The sequence below is a fragment of the Phocaeicola sp. genome (assembly GCF_057861905.1).
In genome coordinates this window covers 17,641-33,533 of the sequence record NZ_DBMACV010000035.1, presented here as the reverse complement: position 1 = coordinate 33,533, position 15,893 = coordinate 17,641, and the positions used below count along the sequence as shown (strand labels likewise).

At 44.4% G+C, this 15,893-nt stretch carries 13 protein-coding genes and 1 pseudogene; 7 read left to right on the top strand and 7 right to left on the bottom strand.

All coding sequences use genetic code 11. The features are described from left to right. Positions 1-129 precede the first annotated feature (129 nt). The 3 genes from ACZM60_RS08400 to ACZM60_RS08390 all read left to right on the top strand — a co-directional run bounded on the left by ACZM60_RS08400 (position 130) and on the right by ACZM60_RS08390 (position 4,876). Complete coding sequence (locus ACZM60_RS08400; protein ID WP_489521270.1) at positions 130-2,451, top strand: glycoside hydrolase family 20 protein; 2,322 nt, start codon at positions 130-132, stop codon at positions 2,449-2,451. A 314-nt stretch (positions 2,452-2,765) separates the two neighbouring features. Beyond that, a complete protein-coding gene (locus ACZM60_RS08395; protein ID WP_021970818.1) occupies positions 2,766-3,782 on the top strand; it encodes an AI-2E family transporter in 1,017 nt (338 codons plus the stop codon). Then, positions 3,779-4,876 (top strand): tetratricopeptide repeat protein, encoded by a 1,098-nt coding sequence (locus ACZM60_RS08390; protein ID WP_489521269.1) that lies wholly within the window; start codon positions 3,779-3,781, stop codon positions 4,874-4,876. The genes ACZM60_RS08395 and ACZM60_RS08390 overlap by 4 nt, the downstream gene beginning before the upstream one ends. Here ACZM60_RS08390 and ACZM60_RS08385 read toward each other — a convergent pair. The 4 genes and pseudogenes from ACZM60_RS08385 to ACZM60_RS08370 all read right to left on the bottom strand — a co-directional run bounded on the left by ACZM60_RS08385 (position 4,831) and on the right by ACZM60_RS08370 (position 7,674). Beyond that, positions 4,831-6,138 (bottom strand): MATE family efflux transporter, encoded by a 1,308-nt coding sequence (locus ACZM60_RS08385; protein WP_489521268.1) that lies wholly within the window; start codon positions 6,136-6,138, stop codon positions 4,831-4,833. The genes ACZM60_RS08390 and ACZM60_RS08385 overlap by 46 nt on opposite strands. A gap of 8 nt (positions 6,139-6,146) precedes the next feature. Further along, positions 6,147-6,899 (bottom strand): biotin--[acetyl-CoA-carboxylase] ligase, encoded by a 753-nt coding sequence (locus ACZM60_RS08380; RefSeq protein ID WP_340319462.1) that lies wholly within the window; start codon positions 6,897-6,899, stop codon positions 6,147-6,149. 84 nt (positions 6,900-6,983) lie between these two features. Further along, positions 6,984-7,271 (bottom strand): annotated as a pseudogene (locus ACZM60_RS08375) (MmcQ/YjbR family DNA-binding protein); the annotation flags it as partial. Between the two features lie 37 nt (positions 7,272-7,308). Then, a complete protein-coding gene (locus ACZM60_RS08370) occupies positions 7,309-7,674 on the bottom strand; it encodes a YraN family protein (protein ID WP_021970822.1) in 366 nt (121 codons plus the stop codon). A 69-nt stretch (positions 7,675-7,743) separates the two neighbouring features. Between ACZM60_RS08370 and ACZM60_RS08365 the strand changes: the two genes are divergently transcribed. Together ACZM60_RS08365 and ACZM60_RS08360 are read left to right on the top strand one after the other, a co-directional pair. After that, positions 7,744-7,977 (top strand): hypothetical protein, encoded by a 234-nt coding sequence (locus ACZM60_RS08365; protein WP_340319416.1) that lies wholly within the window; start codon positions 7,744-7,746, stop codon positions 7,975-7,977. A 3-nt stretch (positions 7,978-7,980) separates the two neighbouring features. Beyond that, the gene (locus ACZM60_RS08360) at positions 7,981-8,415 is read left to right on the top strand and encodes a nucleoside deaminase (protein WP_489521267.1); all 435 of its coding nucleotides are present in this window, start codon (positions 7,981-7,983) and stop codon (positions 8,413-8,415) included. Between the two features lie 37 nt (positions 8,416-8,452). Here ACZM60_RS08360 and ACZM60_RS08355 read toward each other — a convergent pair whose 3' ends face one another. Both ACZM60_RS08355 and ACZM60_RS08350 read right to left on the bottom strand, forming a co-directional pair. Continuing rightward, complete coding sequence (locus ACZM60_RS08355; protein WP_489521266.1) at positions 8,453-8,938, bottom strand: dihydrofolate reductase; 486 nt, start codon at positions 8,936-8,938, stop codon at positions 8,453-8,455. 23 nt (positions 8,939-8,961) lie between these two features. After that, entirely contained in the window at positions 8,962-9,756 is a 795-nt protein-coding gene (locus ACZM60_RS08350) for a thymidylate synthase (protein ID WP_021970825.1), read from the bottom strand. 106 nt (positions 9,757-9,862) lie between these two features. Between ACZM60_RS08350 and ACZM60_RS08345 the strand changes: the two genes are divergently transcribed. Further along, the gene (locus ACZM60_RS08345; RefSeq protein ID WP_489521265.1) at positions 9,863-11,284 is read left to right on the top strand and encodes a methyltransferase RsmF C-terminal domain-like protein; all 1,422 of its coding nucleotides are present in this window, start codon (positions 9,863-9,865) and stop codon (positions 11,282-11,284) included. On the opposite strand, the gene ACZM60_RS08340 is transcribed toward ACZM60_RS08345, so the two are convergent. Continuing rightward, the gene (locus ACZM60_RS08340) at positions 11,268-13,373 is read right to left on the bottom strand and encodes a DNA topoisomerase 3 (RefSeq protein ID WP_489521264.1); all 2,106 of its coding nucleotides are present in this window, start codon (positions 13,371-13,373) and stop codon (positions 11,268-11,270) included. The two genes, ACZM60_RS08345 and ACZM60_RS08340, sit on opposite strands and share 17 nt — an antisense overlap. A gap of 232 nt (positions 13,374-13,605) precedes the next feature. Between ACZM60_RS08340 and ACZM60_RS08335 the strand changes: the two genes are divergently transcribed. Then, positions 13,606-15,864 (top strand): cation:proton antiporter domain-containing protein, encoded by a 2,259-nt coding sequence (locus tag ACZM60_RS08335; protein ID WP_489521263.1) that lies wholly within the window; start codon positions 13,606-13,608, stop codon positions 15,862-15,864. Positions 15,865-15,893: the final 29 nt, after the last annotated feature.

Here is a 15,893-nt window from a genome sequence, read left to right as displayed (position 1 = left end):
TTGCGGCGTACTGCATGTTTCCAAAAAAGCCGTGTATCAATGTACAACGTACATTTGACACACAGCTTGCTTTGTTTTGAATTCGTCGAATTCACGTTAATTTAGTTGTTAACTAATCAATCATTTTAAATGAAAAAGCAATACATTTTAGGACTGATCCTTCTGTGTGGAGGACTCTTTTCCTGTTCGTCAGGAGTAAAAAATCAGGCTGATTTTGACGTTATTCCGTTACCACAAGAAGTACAGACAGCTTCTGCTGGTGACTTTGTCTTGAGTAATAATACGGTTATTGCTTATCCGAAAGGTAATGATGCAATGAAGCGTAATGCTGAATTTTTGGCTGAATATATCAAAGAACAAACGGGTAAAAATGTTCAGCTTACAGACGAAATTCCTTCATCGGGTGCGATTGTTTTATCACTTGGGTTGGACAATGCTAATAAGGAAGCATATCATCTGGAGGTTACTAAACAGCAGATTACCATTACAGGGGCAACGGAAGCTGGAGTCTTTTATGGTATTCAGACATTGCGTAAGACTATGCCTGTTGCAGAGGGTGATGTACTTTTTCCTTCTGCTGTCGTAAACGATTATCCTCGTTTTTCTTATCGTGGAGTGCATCTGGATGTTTCTCGTCATTTCTTTCCGGCAGATTCTATCAAACGTTTTATAGATATGCTTGCCTTACATAATATCAATCGGTTCCATTGGCATCTTACGGATGATCAGGGTTGGAGAATTGAAATAAAGAAACGTCCGGAACTTACGACCATTGGCTCCAAACGTGCAGGAACGGTTATCGCTCGTAATTCAGGAGAATATGATAATGTAGAATATGGAGGTTTCTATACTCAGGAGGAGGCACGTGACATTGTAAAATATGCCCAAGAACGGTTTATTACAGTTGTGCCTGAAATTGATTTGCCCGGACATATGCAGGCAGCATTGGCAGCCTATCCTTATCTGGGATGTACGGGCGGACCATATGAAGTCTGGAAGCAGTGGGGAATTTCCGACGATGTATTGTGTGCCGGAAACGATGAAACTCTTAAATTCATCGAAGATGTTTTAGGAGAAATAGTAGATATTTTCCCTTCTGAGTATATACATGTAGGTGGGGATGAATGTCCTAAAGTACGTTGGCAGAAATGTCCGAAATGTCAGGCTCGTATTAAGGCTTTGGGAATTAAAGCAGATGACAAGCATACAGCCGAGCAGAAATTGCAGTCCTACATTATTGGATATGCGGAGAAATTCTTGAACAGTAAAGGACGGAAAATAATAGGTTGGGACGAAATTTTGGAAGGAGAACTAAGTCCTACCGCAACAGTTATGTCGTGGAGAGGGAGTGAAGGAGGTATTGAAGCTGCCAAGCTGGGTAATGATGCCATTATGACTCCTGCTTCTCATTTGTATTTCGATTATTATCAGACAATAGATACAGAAAATGAGCCTTTAGCTATCGGTGGTTATGTATCTGTAGAAAGAGTTTATAGCTATGAACCGGTCGATCAAAGTCTGACAGCAGACGAAGCTAAGCATATTATTGGTGTTCAGGCTAATTTGTGGACGGAATATATTCCTACCTATAGCCAGTTGGAGTATATGGAACTGCCTCGTTTGGCTGCATTGTCTGAAGTTCAGTGGACTTTGCCGGCGAAAAAGAATTATGATAACTTCTTGCAGCGTTTGCCTCAGTTAATATCAATTTATGACCTGAAGGGATATAATTATGCAAAGCATGTTTTTAACGTCAAGGCAGAATATATTACCGATTACGTAGACAATTCAATAAAGGTTGTATTGTCTGCAATTGGCAATTCACCGATTTATTATACACTCGATGGTAGTGAACCTACAGCGAAATCGCAACAATATAGTGATACACTTTCGTTAAAAGAAAGTTGTATCTTGAAAGCTATCACTATCCGCAATAATAAAAAGAGTGATGTTCTTACCGAAAAAATCGATTTCAATAAAGCTACTGCCAAACCTTTGACTTTGTTGCAACCAATCAATGAAAAATATAAATTCAATGGCGAATATACATTAATAGATGGACTGAGTGGAACACCCAACTACAGAACAGGACGGTGGATTGCATTTTATAAAAATGATATGGAAGCGGTCGTTGACCTAAAGCAGGAAACTTCCATTCATAAAGCATGGGTACGGACTTATGTTGAGATAGGAGAAGAAATTTTGGATGTAAGAAGCATTTCTGTATTGGCATCCGACGATGGTAAAACTTTTAAGGAATTGAAAACGGAAGATTTTCCTCCTGTTACTTCTAAAGATAAGAATGGTATTTATACCCATGAATTGGAGTTTAACTCTGTAAATACTCGTTATGTTAAGATTATTGCTAAACCGGAATATAAAATCCCTGCATGGCATTGGGGTAACGGACGACCTGCATTCATTTTTGTTGATGAAATAGGTATCGAGTAAACCGGCAAAGCATACGTAGGTATTGGGAATTTTTTAGGTAAAGTAAGGCATTTTATTGAATGTGGAATTTGAAAAATGCCGGGTCGTTTATGAAACGTTCATTTTGTGCTGAAAGCATGAAGTAACGTTCGTAAACGACCTTTTTTATTATCATATCTTTTTAAAAGACAGGGCGTATGTACTTTTATCGTATGTTCTTATGTACTTTCCGTGGAAAATAAGACATTAAAAAGCTTGCCGATAAGTATAATTCCGTAACTTTGCTCCCGATCGGACAGTCTGTTTGTCATAATTTTAAAAAGAAAATTTGTAGTATGAAAGAGCAATATTGGAAATATTCCTTAGTTATTTTAATCATCGGATTAGGAATTTTGTTGTTTCGTCAGGCACAGCCATTTATGAATGGTATATTAGGAGGATTCACTTTATATCTGTTATTGCGTAATTTTTCGAATTGGCTTCAGAGCAAGATAAAGCCACTTCTGGCAGTCTGGATTATCACAATTGGAGTTACTCTCTTTATCCTGATTCCGTTGTCGCTGTTCAGTTGGGCAATTGTGAGCCAAATTTCGGGAATGCATTTTGATACTCAGTCGATCATTCAACCTGCACGCCAGGTTATTGATGTGATAGAGGAACGCACCGGATTCGATTTGCTGTCAGAGCAAAGCTTGTCGTTTATGGTAGCGCAGGCATCTTCTATCGGACAAAAGATAATGACTGGCGTAAGCGATTTGGTTGTCAATCTCGCGGTTGCCATTATGCTTTTGTTTTTTATGTTGTGGGAAGGCAAGAAAATGGAGCATTATGTATCGACCATTATGCCTTTTACTGAAACAAATAAGCGTGAAGTACTTAATAAAATCCAGTTGATGGTACGGTCGAATGCTATAGGTATTCCGTTGCTGGCTGTTATACAGGGTATTATTTCTTTAGGAGGATATTGGCTGTGTGATGCTCCCAATCCGTATCTGACTGCATTGCTTACAGCATTTGCTTCGATTATACCATTGGTGGGTACTGCATTGATTTGGGTTCCGGTATCTGTTTACTTCCTGATAATGGGTGAATGGGTGAATGCGCTTATCCTGTTGGGATATGGAGGTATTATTATTTCTCAGTGTGATAACTTGATTCGCTTTATTCTTCAGAAGAAAATGGCTAACATTCATCCATTGATTACGATATTCGGTGTTGTGGCCGGACTGCCGATTTTTGGATTCATGGGAATCATTTTTGGACCTTTGCTGGTGTCATTGTTCCTGTTGTTTCTTGACATGTTTAGAAAGGAATATCTGTTGGATGGTACAGAAGAGGGAGAGAAGGCATGAAATCAGTATATATACATTCATCGGCCAGGCTAAATTTGGATGTCTTTTTGCGTGAACTGGATGTTCCTTTTCAATTTGAGTTCGAAGGTTACGACGGAGAACGCAGCTATTATTATTTCACTCGTCCGGAAATCTCAACAACTATGTTTGTCATAGCAGAGGGACTGGATGAATATGAAGTCATGATAGACGGACTGGCTTCCTATAACGATTATAAGTTCTTTCCATACCTGATAGACTGTTTGAGTCAGCATCTTAACCATAAGAACTTGACATTTCCCGATGCTGCGGACCAAACAGTATATCGTGTATACGATGAAGCATGGATTGAGGATGCCATTGGAGAAGAAATAGCAATGCTGAAATCGGCATTGTCTGTGTTTCCACGTTATTATGTAGGCCTTCCATTGGAAGGAACTCCTTATTTGTCATTGGATTTATTGGCTCAATATGGAGTGAATCTTCATTCTTCCACTCCGCGCATTTACGGCTATGTACAGTATATCATGCGGAAAGGGCTACTTCCACAAGCAACTGAAGCGGAACTGGAAGAAGACCATCGACGGGAAGAGCTGGAAACCGAAGTCGATGTTCCTCAGCATGTTTCCATTGGACGAGTTAAGTCCTGGCAGATAGACGGGGCCGAAACCTGGGAAAGCTATTCGCGTGAAGATACAGAAATGCTGGTGGCTCTCGGTGAAAATTATCAGGCTGGAGCGGATGTAGCGGGAGTCGTGCTGAACGATTTAGGAACTATCTATCAGGAAGGTATCGGCGTAGAACGTGACGGACTGAAAGCCGAGTACTGGTTCAAGCAGGCTTATCTTCAGGGAGATCATTTATATGCCCCTACAAATTTGGGAGATTTATACCGAAAGGGTTGCGGAGCCTTACCCATATCCCTTCCTTTGGCTTTCGAAGCATATAAAAAGTCGGAAGATATCTATGCTCTTTATCGCATCGGACAAGCTTATGAGGAAGGATGGACCGGTGCACCGGACAGGGAGAAGGCGTTATACTGGCATCGGAAAGCTGCCGAGAAGAAACATCACTTGGCAGTTCGTAGGCTCGAAGAGTTGAGCAACCAGGCCTGAACGATACCTCGTAATGCCAGATAAACGATAAAGCCTAACCACAGTGCATGGTTGTGAAGTGTATGGTGTAGTCCATAATAAATCAGGAAGAAACTTCCGGCAGCTACCACCATTGCTTTCAGCATGATGTTGGTGGAAGTGGTTCCAATGCAGATACCATCCAGCAGAAAGGCCGAAAATCCGGCAAGCGGGATGGCAAGTACCCAGTAAAAGTAATCACCCGATGCTGCTATCACAGATTGGTCGTTCGTCAATAATCCCAAAAATCCTTGTCCTCCTATTCCATACAATAGAGTAAAAGCAATCGACAAGGCGATTCCCCAACCGAACAAATGCCGGATGGTACGGTGGAGTTCCTGTTTGTTTCCCGCTCCGATGTATTTGCCGGTCAGTGCTTCTCCTGCATAGGCAAATCCATCCATGATATAAGAGAAGAGTGTAAACAATTGCATGAGCAGGGTGTTGACAGCCAGGACTACATCTCCATAGGCAGCTCCGGTAGAAGTAAAGAACACCGTAACGGCAACCAGGCACAAGGTGCGGAGAAAAATATCCCGGTTAACCTGAAACAAGCGTTTCATGGCGTCATGGGTAAAGAGATTTTTCCGGCCGATATATTTTCGTAAAGGACGATAGTAACGCAGCCAGAGCAAGTACGCCATGAAGAGTCCGGCATACTGGGCTATAAGCGTTCCCAAGGCAACTCCCTCTACTTTCATACCAAGAACAAAAACAAAAAGTACACTGGCTGCTATGTTTACAATGTTTTGTGTAATGGCTATGAACATCGGAAAACGTGAGTTCTGCATGCCGATGAACCATCCCGAAAAACTATATAAACCAAGAGTTGCCGGAGCTCCCCAGATGCAAATGTGAAAATATAATGTGGCAAGCTTCTGTACCTCGGCACTGGTATCTATCAGTTCGAAGGCAATTATCCGTATGGGATATTGTAATACAAGTAGAGCCAGCGCCAGCATCAGGCTGATACCGACCGAACTCAGTAAGATGCGGGTGACTTCCTTTAGGTCGTGACCGCCATAGGCTTGCGCCGTCAGTCCGCTTGTTCCCATACGTAAGAAGCCGAATATCCAGTAGATCATATTGAAAAGCATTCCTCCTACAGCGATGGCTCCGATGTATGAAGCCGAACCGAGGTGACCTACGATAGTAACATCTACCAGTCCCAGCAAGGGAACTGTAATATTCGAAATGATAGAAGGTATAGCTATGTGTAATATTCGTTGGCTGGTAGGTGACATGCTTAGGATTATAATTCGAAAGACACTTCTTTAAACATATATTCTCTTCTCTTTCCGCTCTCATCTTCCAGGATTAAAGCTCCCGATGGTTCTATTCCACAGATGCGTGCACGGAAACTTCCGTCTTTATCTTTATAGGCATAAAAGCCTTCCTTGCGATAGAGTACAGCCTGATAGCGTGAAGAAATCAGTTCTGCATTTCCATTTTTCAGGAGTGAATAGTAGTAGGCGGCACGTTCCATGAATTCATCCAGAATTTCTTTGCGGTCGTAACGCCGTCCGGTTATCTGAAAAAGTGATACTGGATTGGGGGCATCACTCAGAAAGCTTTCCTGATTCAGATTCACGCCTGTGCCCGAAATGGAACGGCTGATGTGTATGCCCGTCAGATCATTTTCTATCAAGGTTCCGCAGATTTTCTTGTCTTTCCAATAAATATCGTTGGGCCATTTGATACGGATTTCGTCGGTATATTGCGACAAGACTTCCTGTAAGGCAAGAGCTGTGATCTGAGAAAGCAGGAATTGTTTCCGAGCCTCCAGAAAGTCAGGATAAACTACAAAGCTGAAAAGTAAGTTTGCTCCGGCTTCCGACTCCCAGCTGTTACCTCTCTGTCCGCGTCCCGCAGTCTGGAAGTCGGTATATACGCTGGTTAATTCTGCCACCGAAGTTGTATTACACAATTCGTCCAGGTAGCTGTTGGTCGAGTTTGTTTCGCTTAGAAATATCGGTTCCGGATAATCGGTAGAAAACGTGCCCACGTTTTCAGTAAAACGTGGTGATGTTTTCTCTAAAACGTCCCGTTGTTTTTTAGTAAACTTCCTGACGACTTCTTCATACGAGTGGTCTATCAGTTGACGGATAAGCTGGTCGGGTACATCACTTTCCAGTGCTACCTGATTCCAGTATTTCTTATTGAAATGGTAAGCTCCTTCAATACCGTTGTAATGGTCACGAAGTTCTATGGCATAATCCGGATTACATTTCATGCTGGCATGGTCGGGATGTTCCAGATCGACCAGTAGGAACATACGGTCTACAACTTTAAAGACAAGGCTTGTTTCGTCGAAAGGAAAACATTCGGTTACGGCGGGCTTGCTTAGACAATATTGACGGAGGGTTTCTATATCCATAATTTTTTCTGACTTGACGTTATATTATATGTATGTCTTACCAAATTGGCGGTAAAAAAGCTTCTTCGATATGTTCAATGTGAAAGGGAGGCTCTGTACCTGTTATTGTAATAATATCGAAGCGAACCGGCAGGTCTATTTCGAACTTCTTGATATATGCATCAGTCGAGATGATGATGTTTCTGATTTTCCGGTCGGTGATAGCCTCTTCCGGCCGGCCGAACTCATCGTTCCGGCGAGTCTTTACTTCTACCACTACCAGTTCACCGTCTTTCTGTGCAACGATATCCAGTTCCCGTTTTCCTGAACGCCAGTTGCGGTGACGAATTGTGTAGCCTTTGCTTATCAGGAATTCAGCAGCTTCTGTTTCCCCTTCTTTTCCCAGTTCGTTGTGCTTAGCCATTTTGTTTTTTGCAAAAATACGTATTTTCTGTTTTGTATTTAGTTGAAGTGTACTAATTTTGTACCTGCAATGATGAATAACGGAAAAAAACGAAAAAAAGTACCACCATCGGTTCCGCCACGTAAGCAGCGGATGGTATGCCTGATGAGTGAAGAAGAAGTGCAGATTGTGGATCGGTATCTGGAAACTTACCAGATAAAGAACAAGGCGCGCTGGCTTCGTGAAACCATATTGGCTTTTATTCATCAGAATATGGAGGACGATTATCCTACTTTGTTTAAGGAGCACGATATGCGCAGATAAGTTATGGTTGATGATGTTTTTTATATGAAGCAGGCCTTAATGGAGGCGCAGAAAGCTGCCGGCAGGGGAGAAGTTCCTATTGGGGCTGTTGTTGTTTGTCGCGACCGTATCATTGCCCGTTCGCATAACCTGACCGAAACCCTGAACGATGTGACGGCTCATGCTGAAATGCAGGCCATAACGGCTGCTGCTAATGCACTGGGGGCCAAGTACCTGAATGAATGTACGCTTTATGTTACGGTAGAGCCTTGCGTGATGTGTGCTGGAGCAATAGCCTGGGCACAGACGGGAAAACTGGTGTTTGGCGCTGAAGACGAGAAAAGAGGCTATCAGCGGTATGCGCCCGACGCCTTGCACCCCAAGACAGTTGTAGTAAAAGGTGTACTTGCCGAGGACTGTGCAAAGTTGATGAAAGAATTTTTCAAGAAGAAAAGATAAAAATGATAATCCCCGCTGGAAGCGGGGATTTATTGTTTTAGATACGTTCGTAGTCTACAAAATGATAAGCATATTGGTGCTTTTCGTCGGTGGAATGGCTTTCGCGCTGTACTTCCTTCCATTCGTTGAGGTTGATGGGCGGAAAGAAAACATCGGCTTCTTTATCCGCATCCTCTATTTCGGTGATATTAAGCCTGTCGGCAAGAGGCAATGCTTCAGCATAAAGACTTGCTCCTCCTATAATATAAACTTCTTCTTCCTCCTTACATTGTTGCAGGGCATCTTGCAGCGAATGAAAACATTCTGCTCCGGGAAATTCGTGGCAACTACGGCTCAACACGATGTTGCGGCGGTTGGGCAAGGCACCTTTGGGAAGCGATTCGAAGGTTTTTCTTCCCATGATGATGGTATGTCCTGTAGTAAGTGCCTTAAAACGTTTCAGGTCGTTCGGCAGCCAGTATAACAGCTTGTTTTCGAATCCGATTCCTCTGTTTTTGTTGATAGCGACGATAATCGACAGCATATTTTTATGTTGGGTTATAGGGGTTAGACAGATACTTTTCCTGCAATGTGAGGCCACGGATCATAATTTTCCAGTTCGAAATCTTCGTATTTGAAGTCGAAGATGTTTTTTACATCCGGGTTCAGCTTCATTTGCGGAAGCGGGCGGGGAGTACGGGTAAGCTGCAAGTCCACCTGTTCCAAGTGGTTCAGATAGATGTGCGCGTCGCCTATGGTGTGGACAAAATCTCCAGCTTTCAGTCCCGTAACCTGTGCCATCATCTGCAACAGCAATGCATACGAGGCGATATTGAACGGCACTCCGAGGAAGGTATCGGCACTACGCTGGTACATCTGAAGGCTCAGACGTCCGTTGGCTACGTAGAACTGGAAGAACATGTGACAAGGAGGCAGATTCATGTTTTTCAGGTCGGCTACATTCCATGCATTGACGATGATTCTGCGTGAGTCAGGATTATGCTTGATAGTTTCCACTGCTTCCGAAATCTGGTCGATGAAACCTCCTTCATAATCAGGCCATGAACGCCACTGGTAGCCGTATATATGTCCTAAGTCACCATTCTCGTCGGCCCATTCATTCCAGATACGTACTCCGTTTTCTTGCAAATACTTGACATTGGTATCGCCTTTCAGGAACCAGAGCAGTTCGTAAATGATTGATTTCAGATGAAGTTTCTTGGTCGTGACCAGCGGAAATCCTTCTTCCAGATTAAAGCGCATCTGATGCCCGAATACGCTGATCGTACCGGTTCCGGTGCGGTCGTCTTTTCTGACACCCTCTGTGCGGATGCGTTGTAATAAGTCCAAATATTGTTTCATGCGGATGAATCTCTTTTATTTTGTTTGCAAAGGTATAGAAAATATCTTGGGGGAAAATGCTATTTGTACTATTTTTGTACTCCGAAAACCATATCGAACATTTTATATGAACCTTCCTTCCGACTTTGTTACACGCACCCGCAGTTTGCTGGGCGAAGAGCAATTTGAAAAATTATACGAAGCCTTGCAGCACGATACTCCCGTAAGTATCCGTCTGAACCGGAATAAATGTAAGTCTGTTCCTGCCGAAAGTACTTCTATCCCCTGGTGCGAAACGGGGTATTATCTGAATACGCGTCCTACTTTTACTTTCGATCCCTTGTTTCATGCCGGAAGTTACTATGTACAGGAAGCATCTTCCATGTTTGTGGAGCAGGCATTACGTCAGTATGTACATACGCCTGTGGTGATGCTCGACCTTTGTGCGGCTCCCGGGGGAAAGTCTACGCTGGCTCGTTCGGTGTTGCCCGAAGGCAGTATGCTTGTTGCAAACGAAGTGATGAGAAATCGTTCGCAGGTACTGGCGGAGAACCTGATCAAATGGGGAGATGAAGGAGTGATCGTCACGAATAACGATCCTGCCGATTTTACTCCGCTGGAAGCCGTGTTCGATGTGATTCTGACAGATGTTCCTTGCTCTGGAGAAGGAATGTTCCGCAAGGATCCGGTAGCTGTAGACGAGTGGAGTATAGACAATGTAACAGTCTGCTGGCAACGTCAGCGCCGGATTCTAAAGGATATCTGGTCTTGCCTGAAACCGGGAGGGCTTTTGATTTATAGTACCTGTACGTATAATCGGGAGGAAAACGAGGATAATGTAGCATGGATTTCCCGCGAACTGGGGGCTGAGGTGCTTCCGGTAGCTGTACAGGAAGAATGGAACATTACGGGCAATCTGACCGGCAGTGATTTCCCTGTATACCGTTTTTTACCACATCGTACAGTAGGAGAGGGCTTGTTTCTGGCTGTACTTCGTAAGTATGAGGATGATACAATGGAAGCTTCCGCAGACTGTACGGGTAAGCGTCCGAAAAAGGATAAGAAGAAAAAAAGTCAGAAAGCCGGAGGACAGCCGGTTGTATGTCCGAAAGAGGTCAAGACATGGGTAGACAGTCCGGAGCAGTATGTATGGACAGTAGAGAATAATGAGATAACAGCTTTCCCTGTGGCATATCAGGATTTATATGAAGTGATAAAGTCGACTTTAAAAGTGCTTCATGCCGGTATTACGGTAGCCGGACTAAAAGGTAAGGATTGTATTCCCGACCACGCTCTGGCCATGTCTGTAAAACGCTGTGCAGACTGTTTTCCAGTAGCCAACCTGACGTACGAGCAAGCCATTGCTTATTTAAGAAAGGAAGTCGTTGTGCTGGATGCCGACGTCCCCCGTGGATATGTGCTGGTGGCTTATCACGATGTTCCGTTAGGTTTTGTAAAGAACATCGGCAACCGTGCCAATAACCTTTATCCACAGGAGTGGCGCATACGCAGCGGTTACCTGCCCGAAAACCTTAAAATGGTTTTCTGAACGTGCAACCGTTTTTCCATTCCGAGCACCCGTAAGAAGTCTTTCCTTTAATAATATGCCCTTTGCCACAGAGCGGGCAAGGGGTACCAATCAGTTCATCTCCTGTTGCCGCCTGCGTGGTTGTCGGTACCGGCTGCGTTTGGGCAGCAGTTGTTTGCTCTTTGGTTGTGGTGCTTGCTTTCCGGGTACGCTTGGGCTTGGCTGAGGCTGTATCATTCTCGGCGTCCGAAGCCTTTACCCTTGAGGTGCTTCCCTTTTTAGCCTTTGCTTTTGCTGTACCTTTGTCCGATGATTCATCGGGCATGATGGTTACCCTTCGGTTCGTATTGTCGCGGAGTACACTGTATACAATTTCGGTTACCATCTGTTTCAGTTCGGCAAGGAACGTAGCGGCATCGTAGCTGCGGCGTTCTATTTCACGCAGTTTCTTTTCCCAGATACCGGTGAGTTCTGCCGATTTCAGCAACTCTTCGTGGATGAGTTGTATCAGTTCCACTCCTGTTGGGGTAGCAATCAGGTTCTTTCTTTCCTTGCGGATATAATGACGCTTGAAGAGTGTTTCGATAATGGCTGCACGGGTAGACGGACGGCCGATGCCATTTTCCTTTAAGGCGTCGCGCAGTTCATCGTTGTCTACCAGTTTACCGGCAGTTTCCATGGCACGAAGCAAAGTAGCTTCCGTATAAGGCTTGGGAGGCTGTGTCCACTTTTCGGTCAGATCGGGTGTGTGCGGTCCGCTTTCGCCTACGGTAAAGAGCGGCAGAACGCGTTCTTCTTCGCCTTCCTTGGGTTCTTCCTGCTGTTCTTTGGCAAAGATTACTCTCCATCCCGGCTCCAGAATCTGCTTACCGGTTGCCTTGAATTCCACTTTGTCGACTTCTCCCAATACTGTAGTTGTGGAGAATTTACAGTCCGGATAGAAGACTGCGATGAAACGGCGTGCTATCAAATCGAATACCCGTTTCTCCATATCAGTCAGTCCTTGAGGCTGCACACCGGTAGGGATAATGGCATGGTGGTCGGTTACCTTCGAATTGTCGAACACCTTTTTCGATTTCAGCAACTTCTTTCCGGCCAGCGGAGCTGTGAAACCCGCATAGTCTTTCAGTCCGGCAAGGATGTTCGGGCATTTGGGATAGATGTCATCACTCAGGAAAGTCGTATCTACACGCGGATAGGTAGCCACTTTCTTTTCGTAGAGTGACTGGATAAGCTGCAAGGTCATGTCGGCCGAGTAGCTGAACTTCTTGTTGCATTCCACCTGCAGCGAAGTCAGGTCGAACAGTCGGGGAGGCGCTTCCGTCCCTTTTTTAGCCGAAACATCGGTAACGGTAAAGTCGGAGTTCCGGACGGTTTCCAAAAACTTCTCACCTTCTTCCTTCGACGAGAATTTACCCTTGGTCGAGTTGAAGGTCGTTTCCCGATATACCGTTTTCAGTTCCCAGTAAGGTTCGGGTTTGAAGTTCTCTATTTCCTGCTGGCGCTTTACGATCAGGGCAAGCGTAGGAGTCTGCACTCTTCCGATAGAAAGCACCTGACGGTTCTGTCCGTACTTCAACGTGTACAGACGGGTAGCGTTCATTCCCAATACCCAGTCGCCTATGGCGCGGCTCAGTCCCGCCTCGTACAGCGGCTGAAACTCGGATTGTTCTTTCAGGTTGGCGAAACCTTCGCGAATAGCCTCTTCGGTAAGCGATGAAATCCACAGGCGTTTGACCGGACAGCGTGCTCCTGCTTTCTGCATTACCCACCGCTGAATCAGCTCTCCTTCCTGGCCCGCATCACCGCAGTTGATGATTTCATCGGCCTGCTGCATCAGTCCCTCTATGATATGAAACTGCTTTTCAATCCCCGGATCGTTTATCAGCTTGATGCCAAAGCGGGGAGGAATCATCGGCAAGCTGCTCAGGCTCCACGATTTCCATGTCGGAGTATATTCATGCGGCTCCTTCAAGGTACAAAGATGTCCGAAGGTCCAGGTAACTTGGTATCCGTTTCCTTCGATATATCCTTCTTTCCGGTTTCGTGCGCCTAATACTTCGGCTATGTCGCGTGCCACACTGGGCTTTTCGGCTATGCAGACTATCATGTTTGTTTCCTGATAATTTTATGGTTATTGTCGGGCAAAGTTAGTCAAAAATACTCATATAGCAGTTGTCTGTTGACTCAATTCGCTATTTATGCCCTTCACGCCCTTCACATTCTTGAAAAAATCTTTTTGGCAGGTTTTGTTGTCCGAAAGGAAATAACTTGTCTTTCGGCGACGCAACTTTAAAATTATTACTTATTTTTGCGGCAACAATTATAATATGTAATTACAAATGTCCCAATTAACTCCATTAATAAGTGATCTGGCACTGATTCTGATATGTGCCGGTATCATGACACTTATCTTTAAGAAGCTGAAGCAACCCTTGGTACTGGGGTATATTGTTGCCGGCTTTATTTGTACCCCTCATTTTAAGTTTACTCCTTCCGTAGTCGATTCTGCCAGTATTCATATCTGGTCGGAAATAGGTGTGATTTTCTTGTTGTTTGCTCTTGGACTGGAGTTCAGCCTGAAGAAACTGATGAAGATAGGTGGTCCTGCCATTATTTCGGCATGTACCATTATTTTCTGTATGATACTGGTGGGAGTTTTCGTAGGATGGACGTTCGGCTGGGGGCAGATGGACTGCATTTATCTGGGTGGTATGCTTGCCATGTCGTCTACGACCATTATCTATAAGGCTTTCGATGATATGGGACTCTGCCAGCAACGTTTTGCCGGACTGGTGCTGAGTATCCTGATTCTGGAAGACATTCTGGCTATTGTGCTGATGGTCATGCTTTCTACCATGGCAGTAAGCAAGAATTTCGAGGGAGGCGAAATGGTATACAGCATTCTGAAGCTGGTATTCTTCCTGATACTTTGGTTTGTTGTCGGTATTTATGGTATTCCTCTTCTGTTGAAGCGGGTACGTAAGCTGATGAGTGATGAAACGCTGCTCATTGTTTCTCTGGCATTGTGCTTCGGAATGGTATATATCGCATCGCTGGTAGGATTTTCTCCGGCTTTCGGAGCGTTTATCATGGGTTCTATTTTGTCGGAAACCATCGAGTCGGAACACATCGAAAAGCTGGTGTCGCCCGTAAAAGATTTGTTTGGAGCTATCTTCTTCGTTTCAGTAGGTATGATGGTAGATCCTTCGATGATTGTAGAATACAAGGTGCAGATTCTGGTTATTGTGGTAGCCGTAATTTTAGGACAGACCATTTTCGGTACTGCCGGCGTACTGCTTTCCGGTCAGCCGTTGAAGACAGCCATGCAGTGTGGTTTCAGCTTGACGCAGATAGGTGAGTTTGCCTTCATCATTGCTTCACTGGGTGTCAGCCTGAAGGTGACCAGCCATTTCCTGTATCCCATCGTAGTAGCTGTTTCGGTTATCACCACTTTCCTGACTCCTTATATGATTCGTCTTGCCGTACCTGCCTATCAGGTAATAGATAAGTATATACCGGTTCGCTGGCGTCGCTTGCTGGATCGTTATTCTTCGGGTGCATCGGTTGCAAACCATGGTAATAACTGGAAGAAACTGGTTACGGCCATTATCCGTATCGTATTGATTTACTCTGTACTTTCGGTAGCAGTGACTGCTTTGTTCCTGCATTTCATTGTGCCTCTGGCTGTAGATATGCTGGGAGATTTGTGGGGACGGATATTGGGTAGTATTCTTACCATTGGGGCAATTGCTCCTTTCTTGCGGGCATTGATTATGAAGAAAAATCGTTCGGTTGAGTTTAAGTCGCTGTGGTCGGACAGCCGTTTCAATCATGCTCCGCTTATTTCGCTTATTCTTTTGCGTATCGTTATTGCAATCGGTTTTGTAGTTTTCATCATCGAAAACCTGTTCCGTGCTTCGGCTGCACTGATGGTAGGTATTGCCATTATCCTTGTGTGCGGCATGATTTTTTCACGTTTTCTCAAGAAACAGTCTATCGTGCTGGAACGTACCTTTGTGCGTAATCTGCATTCGAAAGACATGCAGCAGGAATATCTGGGTGAAAAGCAGCCGGAATATGCCGGACGTCTGCTCGACCGTGACCTTCACTTGAGTGATTTTCTGATACCGGAAGAATCGTCGTGGGCGGGAAAGAGTCTGAAAGAACTTGATCTTGGCAGGAAATACGATGTACATGTAGCCTCTATTATCAGAGGAAAGCATCGGTTGAACATACCGAATGGTGACACATGTATTTTCCCGAACGATACTATTCAGGTGATTGGTACCGATGAACAGTTGTCCGCATTTGCAGCGATTGCGGAAGCTGCCACACATACTTATGATGATGAAGATTTTGAAAAGCACGAAATGAAACTGAAACAATTTGTCGTTGGCAAAGACTCACCGTTCATTGGTTATAGCATTGCTGAATGTGGCATACGCGATAAGTATCATTGTCTGGTAGTCGGCGTAGAATCGGCAGGTGAGGATGCCTTGCGTACCCCTCAGGTACATGCACCGTTTAAAGAAAACGATGTGGTATGGGTAGTAGGTGAAGAAAATGACTTGAACAAACTGTTTACATACAGTTATTAGACAAAACTAATATTAATTATTTAAATGAA

Coding starts and splice junctions, on each gene's coding strand:
- ACZM60_RS08400 (WP_489521270.1), top strand. CDS start 130: ATGAAAAAGCAATACATTTTAGGACTGATCCTTCTGTGTGGAGGACTC.
- ACZM60_RS08395 (WP_021970818.1), top strand. CDS start 2,766: ATGAAAGAGCAATATTGGAAATATTCCTTAGTTATTTTAATCATCGGA.
- ACZM60_RS08390 (WP_489521269.1), top strand. CDS start 3,779: ATGAAATCAGTATATATACATTCATCGGCCAGGCTAAATTTGGATGTC.
- ACZM60_RS08385 (WP_489521268.1), bottom strand. CDS start 6,138: ATGTCACCTACCAGCCAACGAATATTACACATAGCTATACCTTCTATC.
- ACZM60_RS08370 (WP_021970822.1), bottom strand. CDS start 7,674: ATGGCTAAGCACAACGAACTGGGAAAAGAAGGGGAAACAGAAGCTGCT.
- ACZM60_RS08365 (WP_340319416.1), top strand. CDS start 7,744: ATGATGAATAACGGAAAAAAACGAAAAAAAGTACCACCATCGGTTCCG.
- ACZM60_RS08360 (WP_489521267.1), top strand. CDS start 7,981: ATGGTTGATGATGTTTTTTATATGAAGCAGGCCTTAATGGAGGCGCAG.
- ACZM60_RS08355 (WP_489521266.1), bottom strand. CDS start 8,938: ATGCTGTCGATTATCGTCGCTATCAACAAAAACAGAGGAATCGGATTC.
- ACZM60_RS08350 (WP_021970825.1), bottom strand. CDS start 9,756: ATGAAACAATATTTGGACTTATTACAACGCATCCGCACAGAGGGTGTC.
- ACZM60_RS08345 (WP_489521265.1), top strand. CDS start 9,863: ATGAACCTTCCTTCCGACTTTGTTACACGCACCCGCAGTTTGCTGGGC.
- ACZM60_RS08340 (WP_489521264.1), bottom strand. CDS start 13,373: ATGATAGTCTGCATAGCCGAAAAGCCCAGTGTGGCACGCGACATAGCC.
- ACZM60_RS08335 (WP_489521263.1), top strand. CDS start 13,606: ATGTCCCAATTAACTCCATTAATAAGTGATCTGGCACTGATTCTGATA.